This window comes from Pseudochelatococcus sp. (genome assembly GCF_050946405.1).
In the GTDB taxonomy this organism is placed as follows: domain Bacteria; phylum Pseudomonadota; class Alphaproteobacteria; order Rhizobiales; family Beijerinckiaceae; genus Pseudochelatococcus.
The window spans coordinates 43,893-61,286 of sequence record NZ_JBMNUS010000011.1; the positions used below are offsets into that span (position 1 = coordinate 43,893).

Genomic DNA, 17,394 nt, shown 5'->3' on the forward strand with positions numbered 1-17,394 from the left:
TCATTGCAGGCGGGTTATCGCAGGCGCGGGCGTTTGGGCAAGGGAAAAAGCGCTACCGCGCCCCTTTCCCGCGCACCAGCTCGCGGATGCCTCCGAGCGGCGCGGCAAGCGCCGCATAGGCCGCGATCCCCGCGAGGCAAAGCCCCGTCAGCACGCCGGCGCGCAGCACGAAAGGCTGCTCCGCCGCGAGCCACGGCGCCGCGAGCCGGTCCAGCGTCGCGACCATCAGTCCCATGGCGAGCGCGGCGAGCGTCAGCCCGCCGATGCGGACGCCGAAAGACCGTGACCAGAGGATATTCCGCCGCGCGCCGCTGCCGAGGGCGAGCGCCTGCGCCCACAGGCCGAGGCTCGCCGCCGTGCCGATATCCGTGAGCCGCGCCGCCGCGAGCGTCACGGCGACGCCGCCGATGCCCGCGGCGAACGGCGTCGCCAGTCGCCGGCTGGCGAAAAACGGCTGGATCAGCACCTTGCTCGCCGCCGCCGCCGGCAGCCCGGTGGCGAGCGCCATCAGCAGCGCGCTGGTCTGCCGGCTGTCCGCCGCCGTGAAGGCGCCGCGTTCGAACAGCACCGCCGTCACCGTGGGGCCGAGCGCGATGAGCCCCGCCGCCGCCGGCAGCGCCAGCGCCAGCGCGCCGGTGAGGAAAGCCGTCAGCGCGGGCGCGACATCCCGCCGCGCATCCCGTCCGCCGACGAATTCCGGCAGCAGCACGACCCCCGCCGCGACGCCGATGAAGGACAGAGGCAACTGGAAAACGCGGTCGGCGTAATAGAGCCACGAAACGGCGGAGGGCTCCGCCGAGGCGAGCGCCGTCGCGGCGAGCAGGATGACCTGCGTCATCGCGCTGGCGACGAGCGCCGGCAGCGCGAAGCGCAGCAGATGGCCCAATCCGTTTCCGCCTGCGTTTCCGGCGCGGGCCGGCCGGCGCAGATGCGGGCGTTCCGGCATCCGCCCCACCGCCCAGGCGACGACGGCGAGGTGAAGCAGGCCGGACAGGCTGACCGCCGCCGCAAGCCATGCGCCTGTTTGCGGATCGGCGCCGGCGTGCGGGCTCGCGGCGGCGTCGCCGTCCGCCAGCAACAGCGCGACGATCAGCAGCGCGTTCACCAGCGCCGGCGCGACGGCGGCGGCGGTGAAATACCGGTGCGCGTTGAGCAGCGCCGCGAGGAGCGACGCAAGGCCGGTGAAGGCGATGAACGGCAGCGCCAGCCGCGTGTAGAAGGCCGCCAGCGCGAGCTTGCCGCCTTCCTCCGTGAAACCCGCCGCGAACAGGAACACGAGCGGCCCGGCGAGAAGTTCGGCGACGGCGGTGAGCGCCAGCAGCAACAACGCGGCGTCACCGATGGCGCGCCCCGCGAAAGCCCGCGCCGCCGCCTGGCCGTCGCGCGCGAGCATCGCGCCGTAGAGCGGCACGAAACCGGCGTTGAGCCCGCCTTCGCCCAGCACGCGCCGCACGACATTGGGAATGCGGAAGGCGACGAGGAAGGCGTCGGCCACCGCGCCGGTGCCCAGCACCTGCGCCATCAGCACGTCACGGACGAAGCCGAGCACGCGCGACGCGACGGCGGCCGCACCCACGACGGTGCCGGCGCGCACGAGCGATCGGTTGCCAGACATGCGGGCAGGGCGCGTCAGGCGGCGACGGGCCAGCACGGCCCGGTGATCGCCAGCGGCTCGGTCACTGCGCCGAGGCCGTGCCGGATGGTGGTGACGGAATTGTCGGCCACCAGCGTCCACGCATCGCGCAGGCTGTCGAGCGGTTCGGAGGCGATGATGGTCGCGCCGGGCCGCTCGCGCAGGTAAAGCCGCGGCGAAAGGCCGTCGCAGGCGACGCGGAACGCCCAGATCGTCTGTCCGTCGCTGAGGATGGCCGTGAAGCGCAGCGCTTCCGCGACGCCCGCCGCCAGCATCAGCTCCTTGGTCTGGTGCATCACCCGGCTGACGGCGCCCGCCGGCTTCTCGCCGCGCTCCATTTCCGCGAGAACGAGCAGGAACAGCAGCTCCGAATCGGTCGTGCCCGCCCGCAGGTCGAAAAGCTCGTCAGGCAACAACGCCTCCAGCCTGCGGCGCACTTTATGATAGGCGCCGATCTGGCCGTTGTGCATGAAGGCGTAACGGCCGCAGGCGAAAGGGTGGCAGTTGGCGCGCGTGGTCGCGGTGTTCGTGGCGGCGCGCACATGCGCGAAGAACAGCGGCGAACGCACCTGCGCGCAGAGCGACCGCAGGTTTTCGTCGGACCATGCGGGCCGCAAGTCCCTGAAAAGGCCGGGTTCTTCGCGGTCGCTGTACCAGGCGAGACCGAAGCCGTCGCCGTTGGTGGCCGTCTTGCCCTCGCAGGCGTGCAGGGACTGGCGCACAAGCGAGTTGTTCGGCGCGCAGACCAGAGCATCCATGAAGGTGGGATCACCCGAATAGGCAAGAAGACGGCACATGATGTCTACATACTGGATTTGATGTCAGGAGAATGCAAGGGCCGAACGCGCGCTTCGTATGCCATGCACTGCAACACAGCCCCGAATCCTGTGCAGAGATGCATCCGTGCGCTGTCCCGACGGTTCCCTCCAGGCTCGTTCCGCCGCCCGGCGCATAAATTACAGGCTGGTTATTCCGCTGCAAAGAAAGGAATCCATCTCGCTTTGCATGCAATATGCTTAAAAAACAGGCCGTCCATGAAAGATATGCTGAAATATAGGCTTGTTGCCAGGTGCCGATAAATTGCGAATGAATCATGACAATCGTATCATCCCTCTGGACGAGTGAGGGGGAGATATGTCGAATATAAACTATCAACCGGAGCGAATCCTTGAGTTGACGGGGCGCATCAACCTGACGGCTCGCGACAAGATCGCCGATATCGCCAAGGTGGCGAGCCAGACGAAGCTGCTCGCGCTCAACGCGCTGATCGAGGCCGCCCGCGCCGGGGAGGCGGGCCGCGGCTTTTCCGTGGTGGCCGAGGAGGTCAAGAGCGTTTCCGAAAAGGTCATGGCCATCACCGAGGCCCTGCAAGGCGAGGTGCAGACCGATCTGACGGAACTGGAGCGGGTCGGCGGCGTCATCATCGATCTGTTCAACGGGCAGCGGCTCGCCGATCTCGCCCTCAACGCCATCGAGATCATCGACCGCAACCTGTACGAACGCACCTGCGACGTGCGCTGGTGGGCCACGGATTCCGCCATCGTCGCCTGCGCCGGCAACCCGGCTGCCGAGGCCCGCCGCCATGCGCAGGAGCGGCTCGGCGTCATTCTGGATGCCTACACCGTCTATCTCGATCTCTGGATCTGCGATGCCGGCGGGCGCGTGCTCGCCAACGGGCGGCCGCACAGATATCCGAACGTGGTCGGCCATTCCGTCGCGTCCCAGCCCTGGTTCCGGGAGGCGCTGGCGGGAGGAGGGCCGGACGGCTACAGCGTCGCGGACATCAAGCGGGTGGGGGAACTGGAGAACGCCCTTGCCGCGACCTACGCCGCGCCGATCTTCGCGGATGGCGCCGGCGCCGCGCCGGCCCTCGGCGTGCTCGGGATTCATTTCGATTGGGGGCCGCAGGCCCGCACCGTCGTCGAGGGCGTGCGTCTCACGCAGGAGGAACGCAAGATCTCGCGCGTGATGATTCTCGACCAGAACTTTCAGGTGCTGGCGGATTCCACCGGCAAGGGCATCCTCGGCGAACGTTTCGTTCTGGATGCGAAGCGGGAAGCGGGCAGTTACACCGCCGACGGGCAGCTTGTCGGCTACGCGAGAACGCCGGGCTACGAAACCTATCGGGGGCTCGGATGGTTCGGCTGCGTCGTGCGCGATATCGTCGCGAAAGGCGCGTGACGGCGGCGCGGCCGGTCGCATGCAGGCTTTGAGGCGGGTCTGAAAGCCTGACGGCCGGCTCCATTCCTGAAGCCGGCCGTCATGTCGGGTGCCGTGAAATCCCGGATGATCCGGGATTTCATCGGGCGGATCAGAAGTCGCCGCCGAAGCCGCCGGGGCCACCGGCCGGAAGGGCGGGCTTCTCCTTCGGCAGCTCGGCCACGAGCGCCTCGGTGGTGACGATCAGGCCGGCCACGGAGGCCGCGTCCTGAAGGGCGGTGCGCACGACCTTCGCCGGGTCGACGATGCCGGCCTCGATCAGGTCGACGAACTCTTCCGTCTGGGCGTTGAAGCCGAAGGTCTGCGATTCGGTGTCGAGGATCTTGCCGACGACGATCGCGCCCTCGACACCGGCATTGGTGGCGATCTGGCGGATCGGCGCCTCAAGCGCCTTCAGCACGATGTCGACGCCGGCCTTGATGTCGGCGTTGTCGGTGCTGAGCGCCTCGACGGCAGCCTTGGCGCGCAGCAGCGCGACGCCGCCGCCGGGGACGATGCCTTCCTCGATCGCGGCGCGGGTGGCGTTCAGCGCGTCGTCGACGCGGTCCTTGCGCTCCTTCACCTCGACTTCCGAACCGCCGCCGACGCGGATCACGGCGACGCCGCCGGCGAGCTTGGCAAGACGCTCCTGAAGCTTCTCACGGTCGTAGTCCGAGGTGGTCTCCTCGATCTGCGCCTTGATCTGGGCGACGCGGGCGTCGATGTCTTCCTTCGCGCCGTAGCCGTCGATGATCGTGGTGGCTTCCTTCTCGATGCGCACGCGCTTGGCGCGGCCGAGCTGGGCCAGCGTCACGTTCTCGAGCTTGATGCCGAGATCTTCCGAGATCGTCTGGCCGCCGGTGACGATGGCGATGTCCTCGAGGATGGCCTTGCGGCGGTCGCCGAAGCCCGGCGCCTTGACGGCCGCGACCTTCAGGCCGCCGCGCAGCTTGTTGACGACGAGCGTGGCGAGCGCCTCGCCCTCGACGTCCTCGGCGATGATGAGCAGCGGCTTGCCGGTCTGCACGATGGCTTCAAGCACCGGCAGCAGCGGCTGGAGCGTGGAGAGCTTCTTCTCGTGGATGAGGATGTAGGGGTCCTCGAAATCGACGATCAGCTTCTCGGCATTGGTGATGAAGTAGGGCGACAGGTAGCCGCGGTCGAACTGGAGACCCTCGACGACGTCGAGTTCCGTCTCGAAGCTCTTGGCTTCCTCAACCGTGATGACGCCCTCGTTGCCGACGCGCTCGACGGCCTCGGCGATCAGCTTGCCGATCTCGGCCTCGCTGTTGGCCGAAATCGTGCCGACCTGCGCGACTTCCTGCGAGTTGGCGAGCTTCTTGGCGCGCGCCTTGATGTCCTTGACGGCCGCCTCGACAGCGAGGTCGATGCCGCGCTTCAGGTCCTGCGGGTTCAGGCCGGCGGCAACCGCCTTCGAGCCTTCGCGCACGATGGCCTGGGCGAGAACGGTCGCGGTCGTCGTGCCGTCGCCGGCGAGGTCGTTGGTCTTGGAAGCGACTTCGCGCACGAGCTGGGCGCCGAGGTTCTCGAACTTGTCCTCAAGCTCGATTTCCTTGGCGACGGTCACGCCGTCCTTGGTGATGCGCGGCGCGCCGAACGACTTCTCGATGACGACGTTGCGACCCTTCGGGCCGAGCGTCACCTTCACCGCATTGGCGAGCGTGTCGACACCGCGCAGCAGACGCTCGCGCGCATCGGCGGAAAACTTTACGTCCTTGGCAGCCATGGCTTTATAACTCCTGCCTTAAATCGTCTGATGAAAATGCGGATGGGGCAATCAGCCGATGATTCCGAGGATGTCGGACTCTTTCACGATCAGAAGATCTTCACCGTCGATCTTCACCTCGGTGCCGGACCACTTGCCGAACAGCACGCGATCGCCTTCCTTGACGTCGGGCGTGATGCGCTCGCCATCCTCGTCACGGGCGCCGAGACCCACGGCGACGACGATGCCTTCCTGCGGCTTTTCCTTGGCGGTATCGGGGATGATGATGCCACCCTTGGTCTTCTCTTCGCTGTCGACGCGGCGAAGGACAACACGATCATGCAACGGACGGAATGTCATGGAATCCGCTTCCTCTTTATCAGGCGCGCGCAGATGACGCGGTTGATGGATATCGAGATCGCGTTAGCACTCTCTCGACGTGAGTGCTAACAACTGGAGAGGAAGTTAGTAACGCGCCCGGATCATGTCAAGGCCGCGCCGACGGGGAGAGAGGCGATTTTTGGCGTTCGGCGCGAAATGAAGCGCAATTCCGCTTCAACCGTTTGTTTTGACGTCACATTCTTCCGGGGAAGGCGGACGTTTTCCGGCTCGCGGTCTCAGAGGGAGCGGTCGGCGCGGATGGTGCCCGACATTCCTTGCAGCACGAGCTGGCCCTTCACGAGATCCCATTTCTGGACCATGCGCAGCGCCAGCATGAAGGCGCGTTCGGCGGCGTCGATCTGCGGGCCGCAACTGCGGCGCGTCATGGCGAAGGGGCTCACCGCGAAGCCCTGGCTGCGCAGGGGATAGGCCGTGGCGGAGAAGGTGTTGCAGCCGCCGAAACCGCGTAGCTGGAACTGGCTGTCGAGCGTGAAGTAGGGGCGGCTGGGGCCGATGGGATAGGTTTTGTCGTTGAGGCTGATGGCGGCCCAGGACGACCCCACCGGAAACTGTTTTTCCTTCTGCTGCGGAACCGCCGAGCTTTTCCCGCCCGCCTCGTTGCCGCGCAGCATGCCCGGATCGTTGTTGATCTGCGCCTGCGCCGACGACGCCCCGAGCAGCGCGGCGGCAACGGCGGCGAGAACGGCGCCGGCGCGCATTTCTTCACGGGCCGAGAATCGAAGGGCCATGAGTCGGGTAGGGAACGAAAGACGGACAGGCTTCATGGACTTCATCTATTCCGAACGCTTCGCGGTCGTCCGACCGTCATGACAGGAACTACGCGCCGCCGACCATAACTGTCGGCGGCGGGGCAGGCAACCTCGAAGTCTGCACCGCGCCGGGTCGGATGGCTCGACTCAGGCCGAAGCGCCCGTGCCGATGCGGGCGAGCAGCTTTTCGATCAACGGGTTGGAGCGGCGCAGCACCCAGTCGACGGAACGGACCGTGACGGGATCGGCGCCCGCGCCGGCGAGCGCATCCGCCAGCGCGAAAACCTGCGGGCCGGGGCAATGCAGCGTCACGCGCCCCTGCGCGTCGGGAAGGCCCAGCGGCAGGGTGGCACTGAAACGGGTTTCGAGATCGTCGGGCAACAGCGCGCCGTCGGGCAGCACGGCGGTGAGTTCGCGCGTGTTGCGCGCCTCCTCCTCCGCCGCGATCCGGGTGAGGATGGTGCGGGCGGCGCGGCGCGCGGCGGCGGACCACGGCGCGCAGACGGAGGCCACCAGATTGGCCTGCGAGCGCAGGATCACCCCGTCGTCGACGATCTTCAGCGCATTGGCGGCGAGCGTCGCGCCGGTGGTGGTGATGTCGACGATGATCTCGGCCGTGCCGGCCGCCGGCGCGCCTTCGGTCGCGCCGAGGCTCTCGACGATGCGGTAGTCGCCGACGCCGTGATAGGCGAAGAAGCGGCGCGTCAGGTTGATGTACTTCGTCGCCACCCGCAGCCGGCGTCCGTGCCGCTGGCGGATGTCGGCGGCGACGTCGTCGAGGTCGGCCATGGTGCGCACGTCGATCCACGCCTTCGGCACGGCGACCACCACGTCGGCGAAGCCGAAGCCGAGCGGCGAGACGAACTCCACCGCCGCATCCGCATCCGCGAGCTGCTCGCGCAGCAGATCCTCGCCCGTGATGCCGAAATGCGCCGCGCCCGTGGCGAGCTGGCCGACGATGTCGGACGCCGACAGAAACGCCACCTCGACATCCGGCACGCCCTTGATCGCGCCGCGATAGTCGCGCTCGCCGCCCGGCCGCACGAGCTGGAGACCGGCGCGGGAAAAGAAGGCGAAGGCGTTCTCCTGCAAACGGCCCTTGGAGGGAACGGCGATGATCAGCGGCGTGCTCATGCGGCGTCTCCGGGGGCATTGCTGGAATCGAGCGTGTTGTCCGGGTCGAGCCGGTCGATCCATACGGCGAAGCCCACCGCCGGCACGGGTTGCGGCGCGCCGAGATGGGTCAGGAGGCTGTCGTAGCGGCCGCCGCCCAGGATGGGCCGCGTATCCGGCCGCGTGCCGTCGTGCATCTCCACGATGAAGCCGGTATAATAATCGAGGTTGCGCGCGAAACTGGCTGCAAACGTGATCGCGCCCACATCGAGCCCGCGCGCGGCGATGAAGCCGGTACGCGCCTCGAAGGCGGCGAGCGCCGCGTCGATGTCGAGCCCCGCGTCGCCAGCCAGCGCGCGGATGGCGCCCGCCGCATTGTCGGGATCGCCCTCGATGGCGAGATAGCGGTCGAGCACCTCGCGCTGCGTGTCGGTGAGATGGCCGCCGTTGCGCTCCGTCGCGCGCGCCAGGAAGCGTTCGGCGATCTCGCCCGCCGAACGGCCGCCGACGCTGCTGATGCCGGCGATCGACAGCACGTCTTCCACGAAGGCCCGCGCGGCGGTAGGATCCTGCCCCTCGATCGCGGCGAGCAGGCCGGCGTGATCGGCGCCGTTGCCGTTGCCGTTGCAGGCATCCGGCGCGCGCCCTTCCGCCACCGCGCGCAGGATGCGCCGGCGCTGCGGCGGTGAGACGGAAAGCGCGTCGAGCAGCGCGGTGAGCAGGCCGATGTCGCCCATGCGCACGGAAGGCTCCGCCACGCCGAGGCCGGTCAGCGCCTCGACGCCGAGCGCCACGATTTCGGCATCGGCCGCCTCGCGGTCGGCGCGGCCGAAGGATTCGATGCCGCCTTGCGGAAATTCCCCCGCCCGCCCCGCGCGCTGGCGAAACACCGGCCCGAGATAGCTGAAGGAGGCGACGCCGCCGGCCGCGTGCCGGGCGAGGTAATCACGGCTCACCGGGATGGTGTAGTCGGGCCGCAGGCACAGCTCGTTGCCGTCCGCGTCCTGCGTCAGGAACATGTGGCGGCGGATATCCTCGCCGGAGAGATCGAGAAACACATCGACCGGTTGCAGCACGGCGGGCTCGATGCGCCGGTAGCCCTCGCGCGCGAAAAGCGCGAGCAACGCCCCGGCGCGGTCGGCCGCATTTTCTTCCGATACCTGTGACATCGGCCGCGTCTCCTGATTCGCGATCAGCCCGGTCTTTTATCAGCTCTGCCGTGCGGCGAGCACGCCGCGCACCGCTTCCACCATCTCCGCCTCCGGCACGGAAAACTGCGCCAGGCGCTGCGCCTTGTAGGCGGCGTTGTCGAGCTGGCGCGTCGTTTCCGCCTGCTCCGCGCCGGCGACGAGATCCTTGATCTGCACGGTGCCGGCCGCGCGTTCGTCCGAGCCCTGAATGACGACGCAGGGGCTGTTGCGCCGGTCGGCGTATTTCATCTGCGCCTTCATGCCGGAGCCGCCCAGATACATTTCCGCCCGGATGCCGGCGGCCCGCAGACGGGCGACGAGGGCGTGGTAATGGGCGATCTCCGCGCGGTCGAGCACCAGCACCACGACCGGCCCGGCGAGGCCGGTGTCGCTGACGATCGGGCTGCCGACGATCTTGAGCGCGGCGAGCAGCCGCGACACGCCGATGGAGAAGCCCGTCGCCGGCACCGCCTCGCCGCGGAAGCGCGCCACGAGCCCGTCATAACGCCCGCCGCCGGCGACCGAGCCGAAGCGCACCGGCGCGCCGTCCTCGCCCGCGATGGTGAAGGTCAGTTCCGCCTCGTACACCGGGCCGGTGTAGTATTCGAGGCCGCGCACCACGGCGGGATCGATCGAGACGCGCCCGTCGTCGTAGCCGGCAGCCTCCACCAGCGCCGCGATCTCGCGCAGCTCCGCCACGCCCTCCAGCCCGCGCGCGGAACCTTCCACCACCTTTTCCAGATTGGCGAGGGTCGTCCCGGCGTTGTCGCCGCGCGCGTCGGTGAAGGCGAGCACGCGCGCGATCTGCTCCGGCGCGAGCCCGGCGCCCCTGGTGAAATCGCCGCTCTCGTCCTTGCGCCCCGGACCCAGCAGCAGCGCGACGCCTTCCGCGCCCAGCCGGTCGAGCTTGTCGATGGCGCGCAGCACCACGAGACGTCGCGCGGCGTGCTCGTCCGCGCCCAGCCCGATGGCCTCCAGCACGCCGTCGAGCACCTTGCGGTTGTTGATCTTGATGACGTAACGCCCGCGGGCGATGCCGACCTTCTCCAGCGTATCCGCCGCCATCATGCAGATTTCGGCGTCCGCCGAGACGGAGGGCGCGCCGACCGTGTCGGCGTCGAACTGCATGAACTGGCGGAAACGCCCCGGCCCCGGCTTCTCGTTGCGGAACACCCAGCCGGCGCGGTAACTGCGGAACGGCTTCGGCAGCGCGTCGTAATTCTCCGCCACATGACGGGCGAGGGGGGCTGTCAGGTCATAGCGCAGCGACAGCCATTGCTCGTCGTCGTCCTGAAACGAGAACACGCCTTCGTTGGGGCGGTCCTGATCCGGCAGGAATTTTCCCAGCGCATCGGTATATTCGACGAAGGGCGTTTCCAGCGCGTCGAAGCCGTAGAGCGCGTAGATCTCGCGGATATGGGCGAGCATGCGCTCGGTGGCGGCGATATCGGCGGGGCCGCGATCGGCGAAGCCGCGCGGCTGGCGGGCCAGAAGTTTCGGGGACTGAGGTTTTTGCGGTTGGCTTTTCGGCGACCCGGACATGGCAGGCAATACGTTCCATATTCATGAAGACGAAACAGCCTCTAGCGCAGGCAGGCGCTCAAGTCACGCGCGCAATCGCCCGCCAGCCGATATCGGAGCGGCAAAAACCTTCCGGCCAGTCGATTTTCGCGACGGCTTCATAGGCGCGCGCCTGCGCCCCGGCGATGGTCGGCGCGAGCGCGGTGACGGCGAGCACGCGCCCGCCCGCCGCCTCGATGCGGCCATCGACGGCGCGGGTGCCGGCGTGGAACACGGTCACGCCCTCCACCTCTTCTGCCGCCTCGATGTTGCGGATGCGGCTGCCCTTCTCCACCGCGCCGGGATAGCCGCGCGCGGCTATCACCACCGTGAGCGCCGCGTCGTCCGACCATTCCACGGCGGCTTCCGAAAGTCGCCCCTCGACGGCGGCGAGCATCAGCGCGACGAGATCGCTCCTGAGGCGCGGCATCAGCACCTGGCATTCGGGATCGCCGAAGCGGGCGTTGTATTCGATGAGCTTCGGCCCGTCCGCGCCGATCATCAGCCCGGCGTAGAGAACGCCGCAATAGGGCGTGCCGCGCGCCTTCAGCCCGGCCACGGTGGGATTGACGATCTCGCGCATGACGCGCTCCGCGATCTCCGGCGTCACCACGGGCGCGGGCGAATAGGCGCCCATGCCGCCGGTGTTCGGCCCCTGGTCGCCGTCGTAGGCGCGCTTGTGATCCTGCGCCGAGGCGAGCGGAACGGCCGTGTCGCCGTCGCTGACGGCGAAGAAGCTCGCTTCCTCGCCGGCCAGAAAATCCTCGATGACGACGGCCGCGCCCGCCGCGCCGAACGCGCCGGAAAAGACGGTGCGCACAGCGTCTTCGGCCTCGCTCACCGTCTCCGCCACCACGACGCCCTTGCCGGCGGCAAGGCCGTCCGCCTTCACCACGATGGGCGCGCCGCGCGCACGCACATAGGCCAGCGCCGGCGCTTCCTCCGTGAAACGGGCATAAGCCGCGGTGGGAATGCCGAATTCGTCGCACAAGGCCTTGGTGAAGCTTTTCGAACCCTCGATCTGCGCGGGAATCTTTCGCGGACCGAAGGCCCGAATGCCGGCGGCCAGAAGATCGTCGACGATGCCGGCCACCAGCGGCGCTTCCGGCCCCACGACGACGAGGCCGATGTCGTTCTCCCGGGCGAAGGCGACGACGGCGGCGTGATCGGCGATGTCGAGCGCCACATTCGCGCCCACCTGCGCCGTGCCGGGATTGCCGGGCGCGATGAACAGCCGCCCGGTGAGCGGGCTTCGGGCGATCGCCCAGGCGAGCGCGTGCTCGCGCCCGCCGGAACCCAGCAGCAGAATGTTCATCCGGCGCTCCATATGCCTTGAGTGGTCCTGTCGATCATCGGCGGCGTTTAGCATGCATTATTTCCGCGCGCCATATGCGGATGACGCGCCGCCCGCCTTCCCTTAAAGTGGGGAGCATGAATCGCAAGCCTGTCACGCCGGAAACATCCGCAACCAACGCGCCGGAATGGACCGTCTCTTCCCTGTCGGGCGCGCTGAAGCGCACGCTGGAGGATTCTTTCGGCCATGTGCGCCTGCGCGGCGAGGTCACGGGCTATCGCGGGCCGCATTCCTCCGGCCATGCCTATTTCGGCCTCAAGGACGAGGGCGCGCGCATCGATGCCGTGATCTGGAAGGGCGTGTTCCAGCGGCTGAAAATCCGCCCGGAGGAGGGCATGGAGGTGATCGCCGTCGGGCGCATCACCACCTTCCCGGCTTCCTCGCGCTACCAGATCGTCGTCGAGAGCATCGAGCCCGCCGGCGTCGGCGCGCTGATGGCCATTCTCGAGGAGCGCCGGAAGAAGCTCGCGGCGGAAGGGCTGTTCGACGAGACGCGCAAGCGGCCGCTGCCCTATCTGCCCGCCGTGATCGGCGTGGTGACGTCGCCAACGGGGGCGGTCATCCGCGACATCCTGCATCGGCTGGCCGACCGCTTTCCGCGCCGCGTGCTGGTGTGGCCGGTGCGCGTGCAGGGCGAAACCAGCGCGGCGGAGGTGGCGGCGGCGATTCGCGGTTTCAATGCGCTGGCTGTGGATGGCTCCGTCCCGCGTCCCGACGTGCTGATCGTGGCGCGCGGCGGCGGCTCGCTGGAGGATCTGTGGTCGTTCAACGAGGAAATCGTCGTGCGCGCGGCGGCGGAAAGCGCCATTCCGCTCGTCTCCGCCATCGGCCACGAGACCGACTGGACGCTGATCGACCTCGCCGCCGACCTGCGCGCGCCCACGCCCACGGCGGCGGCGGAAAAGGTGGTGCCGGTGCGGCTCGATCTGCAAGCCGCCGTCGCCGATCTCGCCCGCCGCCATCGCGGCGCGATGGTGCGTCTCGGCGACAGGCGGGCGGGCGATCTGCGGGCGCTGGCGCGGGCGCTGCCCCAGGCCGACAACCTGCTGGCCGCGCCGCGCCAGCGGCTCGATCTCGCCGGCAGCCGGCTCGGCTCGTCTCTCGGCGCGGGCGTGCGCCGCCATGCCGCGCGACTCGCGATTGCCGGCCAGAAGCTCGCGCGCCTGTCGCCGCTCGTGCTGCTGGAGCGCGCCCGCGCCCGGCTCGCGGCGGCGGGGCACGGGCTGGGGCGCGGTTTCGCCCATGGCGTCGAGCGACGCGCGGCCACCCTCGCGCGCTCCGCCTCGCGCCTGTCGCCGCGCCCGCTGCTCACGCGGATCGGGACATCGCGCGAGCGGCTGGCGAGCGCCGGGGCGCGGCTGGCGAACGCCGGCGCGGCGCGGCTCACGGGGGAGCGCGCGCGGCTCGACAGCCTGTGGAAGCTGGCGGAAAGCCTCGGCCACAAGGGCGTGCTGGCGCGCGGCTATGCCATCGTGCTCGATGCGGAAGGCCGCACCGTGCGCGCCCGCGCGGACGTGACGGAAGGCATGGCGCTCGATCTCGTGTTCGCGGACGGCAAGGTGCGCGCCGTCGCCGGGGAGGGCGCCCAGCCCGCGCGCGCCCGCCGGCGCAGGCCGGAGCCCAAGCCGCCATCCGAGACGCCGCCGGACACCCAGCCCAACCTGTTCGGCGCAAATGATTGATCCACAATTGATACGCGATTGACGCGCGGGCGGGGAATAGTCCTATATAAAGCGAAACGCGGCCCGCTGGCGGGCCGGAAACGATACGAAAGACAAGATGATGAACCGACACGATCACCGCTTCCCGGTCGGCGGCGAGGCCGGCGTCCAGTATCTGGACGGCGATTTCCGCGTCGTGCGTCCCGGCACCTTCGTGCGCTGCGCGGTGACGGGGCAGACGATCGCGCTCGACAACCTGCGCTACTGGAACGTGGACCTTCAGGAAGCTTACGCCTCGCCGCAGGTCGTGCACCAGCGCCTCGTGCAGCTCGGGAAGATCGGCGGCAAGCAGGCCGGTTGAAAGCCGGCCGGCGGGTGGGCGGCCTGCGCCGGAAGTGCCTCATTCAACCGGCCCTTGGCCGCGGATCCCCGGCGTTATGCCCGTTATGCCGCCGCGATGCGCGGCGGCGGGGGCAGGGCGGCGGCGAGAAAGGCGCGCAGGCCGTCCTCGTCGTCGAAGGCCATGCGCACGGGCAGCACAGCCATCGCCTTGCGCAGGCGCGGTGCGGCGGTGAGCGTGAGGAGGCGCACGGCGTCCTTCTCCGTCGTCACCGGCAGCAGATCCTTGCGCAACGCATCGTCCTCCAGCGCCGCGATGCGGGAGGGCGTGAACGGCGCGTGATCGGGAAAAGCCGCCCGCTGCACGACTTCCGCGCCCAGCTCTTCGAGCATGTCGAAAAACTTTTCCGGCCGCCCGATCCCGGCGAAGGCCAGCACGCGCCGGCCCCTCACGAGGCGGGCGGCGTCGGGGTCCGCCGCGAGGCGCGCGCCGAACGCGGGCTTGCCCAGCGCCGCCGCCGCTTCCGCGACGCCGCGGCCCGCCTCGCCTTCGCCGACGACGATCAGGGCGTCGACATGGGGAAGCTGGCTTGCGAGCGGCGCGCGCAGCGGCCCTGCGGGCACGCACAGGCCGTTGCCGACGCCGGTTCGCCCGTCGACCACGGCGAGCGCCAGCGTCTTGGCGATGGCGGGGTTTTGCAGGCCGTCGTCCATGATGACGACATCGGGCCGCGCGCCGCGTTCCGCCGTTTCCTGCGCCAGCAGCGCGGCGAGCCCCGCGCGTCTGTCGCGCGCCACCATCACCGGCGCGCGGCGGGCGAGCAGCAGCGGCTCGTCGCCGACATCGACATGGGTATATTCCACCTGCGTCTGGTCGTCGTTGGCGAGCAGCACCGGGCCGCGCAGCCGGCCGCCGTAACCGCGCGTGAGAAAGGCGACGGTGCGGCCCTCCCCGCCGAGGTGCGCGGCCAGCGCGATGGCGGTCGGCGTCTTGCCCGCGCCGCCGGCCGTGAAATTGCCGACGCAGATGACGGGGCAGCCCGGCGCCGCGCCCGCCAGCCGCATGCGGCCGGAGGTGATCGTGCCGTAGACCGCGCCGGCGGGTTGCAGCAGGCGCGCGGCGAATGTCGGCGGCGAGGGCCACCAGAAGGCGGGGGTGCGCATCGTCGTATCCTTTTTCGGCGGCGATATCCATCCGCTCGCAACCATCGGCGGGGCGCGCGGGTTCCGGCCCCGGCGCAGCTTGCCGCGCATTATTTCGTCTCGTGCGCTTTCGCTCCCGGTCCTATCGCGCGGTCAGGTGCATGTGCAGGATGTAGGGATCGATGGCCTGCATGGTGGTTTCCACCGCGCCGCCCAGCGCGTTGACCGTGGCCGCCGCGGCGCGCGTCATGGCGCGGGCCTGCGCCGGCTGGGAGAGCAGGGCGTAGACGGCGCCCGCCAGCGTCTCGGCGCTGTCGACCGGCCACGCGCCGCCCGCCTGGTCGAGGGCGGCGTAGACATCGGCGAAGTTGCGCACATGCGGGCCGTGCAGGATGGCGGTGCCGAGCTTGGCCGGCTCGATGGGATTCTGCCCGCCGTGGGGCACGAGCGAGCCGCCGATGAAGGCAACCGGCGCGAGGCGGTAGAACAGGCCCAGTTCCCCGATGGTGTCGGCGACATGCACGGCGAAGTGCCGCTCCGGCAGGACGCCGGCGGAACGCAGCCCGGCCGGCAGGTTGCGCGCCGCGGCGAGGGCTGCGATGTCCGCGCCCCGCTCGGGATGCCGGGGCGCGATGATGGTGAGCAGGGCGGGATAGGCCGGCGTCAGCAGGCGATGGGCTTCGAGGATCAGTTCGTCCTCGCCCGGATGCGTGCTGCCCGCGATCCAGACCGGGCGCTCGCCGACGATCGCCGACAGCGTCGCCACCGTCGCCGGGTTGGCGGGCGGGGCGGGCACGTCGTATTTGATGTTGCCGGCGACCACCACGCGCGGCGCGCCGAGCCGCTCCAGCCGCTCGCCGTCGGCCGCCGATTGCGCGAGGCACAGGTCGAAATGCCGGAGCATGGCGCCCGCCGTCGCGGGCAGGCGCTGCCAGCGCCGGAACGAGCGTTCCGACATGCGCGCGTTGAGCAGCAGCACCGGCACGCCGCGCTCGCGGATGCCGGTCAGGGCATTCGGCCAGATCTCGGATTCGGCGATCAGCACCAGATCCGGCCGCCAGTAATCCAGAAAGCGGTCCATGTAGGCCGGCACGTCGAGGGGAATGTACTGGTGCAGCGCGCGGCCGGGCAGGCGCGCGGCGAGCAGCCGGGCGGAGGTGACGGTGCCGGAGGTGACGAGCACCGTGAAGCCCTGCCGCGTCAGCCGCTCCACCACGGGCAGCAGCGAGACCGTCTCGCCGACGCTCGCGCCGTGGAGCCAGGCGAGCGGCCCCGGCGGGCGCTCGCGCCCCGGCACGCCGCGCCGTTCGCCGCGCCGGGCGGGCTCCTCCTTGCCGTGACGGGCGCGATAGGCGAGCAGCATGCCGAGGAACGGCGACAGCGCGGTCGTCGCCAGGCGGTATGCCGCCAGCGGCCAGGTGGATTGCCCGTTCGTGATCCGCCCGTTCATGTCAGCGGCCTCGCGGAAAGCACGCGGAACGGGGTCCGCGCTTCGCCGGGATATTCTGACCTGCGCTCGTCAATTGATGTGCACTCTACGTCCTTGAGGCCGATGCCGCCTGCCCGCTCGCACCGGGCGCGCGGCGTCACGCCTGTTGCTGAGGATGGCCGCGCGCGCCCGGATCGGCCGAGCCGATCATGGCGTATGCACGGGTGTGAACGGCGTCGAGCCCCCGTTCCACCGCGAGGCGCGCGTCTTCCAATGCGGCTTCGCCGGCGTCGCGGGGAACGAACACGGGCTCGCCGACGACCATCGCGATGCGCCCGAACGGCAGGCCGATGGAGGCGCGGTCCCAACTGCGGAAATCGATCCGCCGGCTGGAAACGACCGCGACGGGCACGACCGGCCGCCCCGAAAGGCGCGCGAGCGTGACGATGCCGGGGCCGCAGCGGCGCGAGACTTTCGGCACGTCCGCCGTCAACACCACGAGTTCGCCGCCGGCGAGCGCCTTGAGCAGCTCCCGCAGCGCCGCGACGCCGCCTTTCTCGTGCATGCGCGCCCGCTCCCGCGCGCCAGAGCCGCGAACGGCGCGGATGCCGAGCCGGTTGAGCGCGAGCGCGTTGAACTCGCCGTCGCCGTGGCGCGACACCAGCGCCGCCGCCGGGTCCTGCGGGCGGCGGGCGAAAGGCACCATGAAATGCTGGCCGTGCCACATGGCGACGATCACCGGCATCAGCCCGCCGGCCGTCTCGTAAAGGTCCGGCGGATCGGTCGCGACGCTGCTGGTGGCGCGCACGAGCCGCAGGTAGCCGGCGAGCAACGCGCCGAGCGCCGCCTGCACCGGGCGGGAGCGGGTGATCCGCTTCAGCATCGCCATTTCAGCA

The 17,394-nt window shown here is 69.7% G+C and carries 15 protein-coding genes; 3 read left to right on the top strand and 12 right to left on the bottom strand.

From position 1 onward, the window contains the following. Positions 1 to 52: 52 nt before the first annotated feature. Together murJ and ACOYJQ_RS15410 are read right to left on the bottom strand one after the other, a co-directional pair. On the bottom strand, positions 53 to 1,615 hold the full coding sequence (gene murJ / locus ACOYJQ_RS15405) for a murein biosynthesis integral membrane protein MurJ (protein WP_433459645.1): 1,563 nt from the start codon (positions 1,613 to 1,615) through the stop codon (positions 53 to 55). Between the two features lie 14 nt (positions 1,616 to 1,629). Next, entirely contained in the window at positions 1,630 to 2,430 is an 801-nt protein-coding gene (locus ACOYJQ_RS15410; protein WP_433459648.1) for a class II glutamine amidotransferase, read from the bottom strand. A 337-nt stretch (positions 2,431 to 2,767) separates the two neighbouring features. On the opposite strand from ACOYJQ_RS15410, the gene ACOYJQ_RS15415 reads away from it, so the two are divergent. Beyond that, positions 2,768 to 3,814: a methyl-accepting chemotaxis protein gene (locus ACOYJQ_RS15415; RefSeq protein ID WP_433459650.1), complete on the top strand. Its 1,047-nt coding sequence runs from the start codon at positions 2,768 to 2,770 to the stop codon at positions 3,812 to 3,814. Positions 3,815 to 3,944: 130 nt separating this feature from the next. On the opposite strand, the gene groL is transcribed toward ACOYJQ_RS15415, so the two are convergent. From groL to purD, 7 genes are all read right to left on the bottom strand, one after another. After that, entirely contained in the window at positions 3,945 to 5,579 is a 1,635-nt protein-coding gene (gene groL, locus ACOYJQ_RS15420) for a chaperonin GroEL (protein WP_433459652.1), read from the bottom strand. Between the two features lie 51 nt (positions 5,580 to 5,630). Continuing rightward, positions 5,631 to 5,918 (bottom strand): co-chaperone GroES, encoded by a 288-nt coding sequence (groES, locus tag ACOYJQ_RS15425; RefSeq protein ID WP_433459654.1) that lies wholly within the window; start codon positions 5,916 to 5,918, stop codon positions 5,631 to 5,633. Positions 5,919 to 6,175: 257 nt separating this feature from the next. Beyond that, positions 6,176 to 6,658 (bottom strand): META domain-containing protein, encoded by a 483-nt coding sequence (locus tag ACOYJQ_RS15430; RefSeq protein ID WP_433459656.1) that lies wholly within the window; start codon positions 6,656 to 6,658, stop codon positions 6,176 to 6,178. Between the two features lie 198 nt (positions 6,659 to 6,856). Beyond that, positions 6,857 to 7,843 carry an ATP phosphoribosyltransferase gene (gene hisG, locus ACOYJQ_RS15435; protein ID WP_433459657.1) on the bottom strand — a complete coding sequence of 329 codons (987 nt, stop codon included), beginning with the start codon at positions 7,841 to 7,843 and terminating at the stop codon, positions 6,857 to 6,859. Next, on the bottom strand, positions 7,840 to 8,991 hold the full coding sequence (locus ACOYJQ_RS15440) for an ATP phosphoribosyltransferase regulatory subunit (protein WP_433459658.1): 1,152 nt from the start codon (positions 8,989 to 8,991) through the stop codon (positions 7,840 to 7,842). Before ACOYJQ_RS15440 ends, hisG begins: the two co-directional genes overlap by 4 nt. Positions 8,992 to 9,030: 39 nt before the next feature. Then, complete coding sequence (hisS, locus tag ACOYJQ_RS15445; RefSeq protein ID WP_433459659.1) at positions 9,031 to 10,554, bottom strand: histidine--tRNA ligase; 1,524 nt, start codon at positions 10,552 to 10,554, stop codon at positions 9,031 to 9,033. A gap of 58 nt (positions 10,555 to 10,612) precedes the next feature. Then, positions 10,613 to 11,887 (bottom strand): phosphoribosylamine--glycine ligase, encoded by a 1,275-nt coding sequence (gene purD / locus ACOYJQ_RS15450; RefSeq protein WP_433459660.1) that lies wholly within the window; start codon positions 11,885 to 11,887, stop codon positions 10,613 to 10,615. 116 nt (positions 11,888 to 12,003) lie between these two features. Between purD and xseA the strand changes: the two genes are divergently transcribed. Together xseA and ACOYJQ_RS15460 are read left to right on the top strand one after the other, a co-directional pair. After that, a complete protein-coding gene (gene xseA / locus ACOYJQ_RS15455) occupies positions 12,004 to 13,608 on the top strand; it encodes an exodeoxyribonuclease VII large subunit (RefSeq protein WP_433459663.1) in 1,605 nt (534 codons plus the stop codon). Positions 13,609 to 13,705: 97 nt separating this feature from the next. Further along, positions 13,706 to 13,948, top strand: coding sequence for a DUF2093 domain-containing protein (locus tag ACOYJQ_RS15460; protein ID WP_433459665.1), 243 nt, complete (start codon positions 13,706 to 13,708; stop codon positions 13,946 to 13,948). Positions 13,949 to 14,031: 83 nt separating this feature from the next. Here ACOYJQ_RS15460 and lpxK read toward each other — a convergent pair whose 3' ends face one another. The 3 genes from lpxK to ACOYJQ_RS15475 form a co-directional block, all read right to left on the bottom strand. After that, the gene (lpxK, locus tag ACOYJQ_RS15465) at positions 14,032 to 15,090 is read right to left on the bottom strand and encodes a tetraacyldisaccharide 4'-kinase (RefSeq protein WP_433459667.1); all 1,059 of its coding nucleotides are present in this window, start codon (positions 15,088 to 15,090) and stop codon (positions 14,032 to 14,034) included. 121 nt (positions 15,091 to 15,211) lie between these two features. Then, complete coding sequence (locus ACOYJQ_RS15470; RefSeq protein ID WP_433459669.1) at positions 15,212 to 16,519, bottom strand: 3-deoxy-D-manno-octulosonic acid transferase; 1,308 nt, start codon at positions 16,517 to 16,519, stop codon at positions 15,212 to 15,214. 136 nt (positions 16,520 to 16,655) lie between these two features. Then, entirely contained in the window at positions 16,656 to 17,387 is a 732-nt protein-coding gene (locus ACOYJQ_RS15475; protein ID WP_433459671.1) for a lysophospholipid acyltransferase family protein, read from the bottom strand. Between the last annotated feature and the right edge of the window lie 7 nt (positions 17,388 to 17,394).

What these genes read in the sequence shown, in the direction of transcription:
- murJ (WP_433459645.1), bottom strand. Translation starts at nt 1,615, where the DNA reads ATGTCTGGCAACCGATCGCTCGTGCGCGCCGGCACCGTCGTGGGTGCG.
- hisS (WP_433459659.1), bottom strand. Translation starts at nt 10,554, where the DNA reads ATGTCCGGGTCGCCGAAAAGCCAACCGCAAAAACCTCAGTCCCCGAAA.
- ACOYJQ_RS15430 (WP_433459656.1), bottom strand. Translation starts at nt 6,658, where the DNA reads ATGCGCGCCGGCGCCGTTCTCGCCGCCGTTGCCGCCGCGCTGCTCGGG.
- ACOYJQ_RS15440 (WP_433459658.1), bottom strand. Translation starts at nt 8,991, where the DNA reads ATGTCACAGGTATCGGAAGAAAATGCGGCCGACCGCGCCGGGGCGTTG.
- groES (WP_433459654.1), bottom strand. Translation starts at nt 5,918, where the DNA reads ATGACATTCCGTCCGTTGCATGATCGTGTTGTCCTTCGCCGCGTCGAC.
- ACOYJQ_RS15475 (WP_433459671.1), bottom strand. Translation starts at nt 17,387, where the DNA reads ATGGCGATGCTGAAGCGGATCACCCGCTCCCGCCCGGTGCAGGCGGCG.
- xseA (WP_433459663.1), top strand. Translation starts at nt 12,004, where the DNA reads ATGAATCGCAAGCCTGTCACGCCGGAAACATCCGCAACCAACGCGCCG.
- groL (WP_433459652.1), bottom strand. Translation starts at nt 5,579, where the DNA reads ATGGCTGCCAAGGACGTAAAGTTTTCCGCCGATGCGCGCGAGCGTCTG.
- hisG (WP_433459657.1), bottom strand. Translation starts at nt 7,843, where the DNA reads ATGAGCACGCCGCTGATCATCGCCGTTCCCTCCAAGGGCCGTTTGCAG.
- purD (WP_433459660.1), bottom strand. Translation starts at nt 11,887, where the DNA reads ATGAACATTCTGCTGCTGGGTTCCGGCGGGCGCGAGCACGCGCTCGCC.
- ACOYJQ_RS15460 (WP_433459665.1), top strand. Translation starts at nt 13,706, where the DNA reads ATGATGAACCGACACGATCACCGCTTCCCGGTCGGCGGCGAGGCCGGC.
- ACOYJQ_RS15470 (WP_433459669.1), bottom strand. Translation starts at nt 16,519, where the DNA reads ATGAACGGGCGGATCACGAACGGGCAATCCACCTGGCCGCTGGCGGCA.
- lpxK (WP_433459667.1), bottom strand. Translation starts at nt 15,090, where the DNA reads ATGCGCACCCCCGCCTTCTGGTGGCCCTCGCCGCCGACATTCGCCGCG.
- ACOYJQ_RS15415 (WP_433459650.1), top strand. Translation starts at nt 2,768, where the DNA reads ATGTCGAATATAAACTATCAACCGGAGCGAATCCTTGAGTTGACGGGG.
- ACOYJQ_RS15410 (WP_433459648.1), bottom strand. Translation starts at nt 2,430, where the DNA reads ATGTGCCGTCTTCTTGCCTATTCGGGTGATCCCACCTTCATGGATGCT.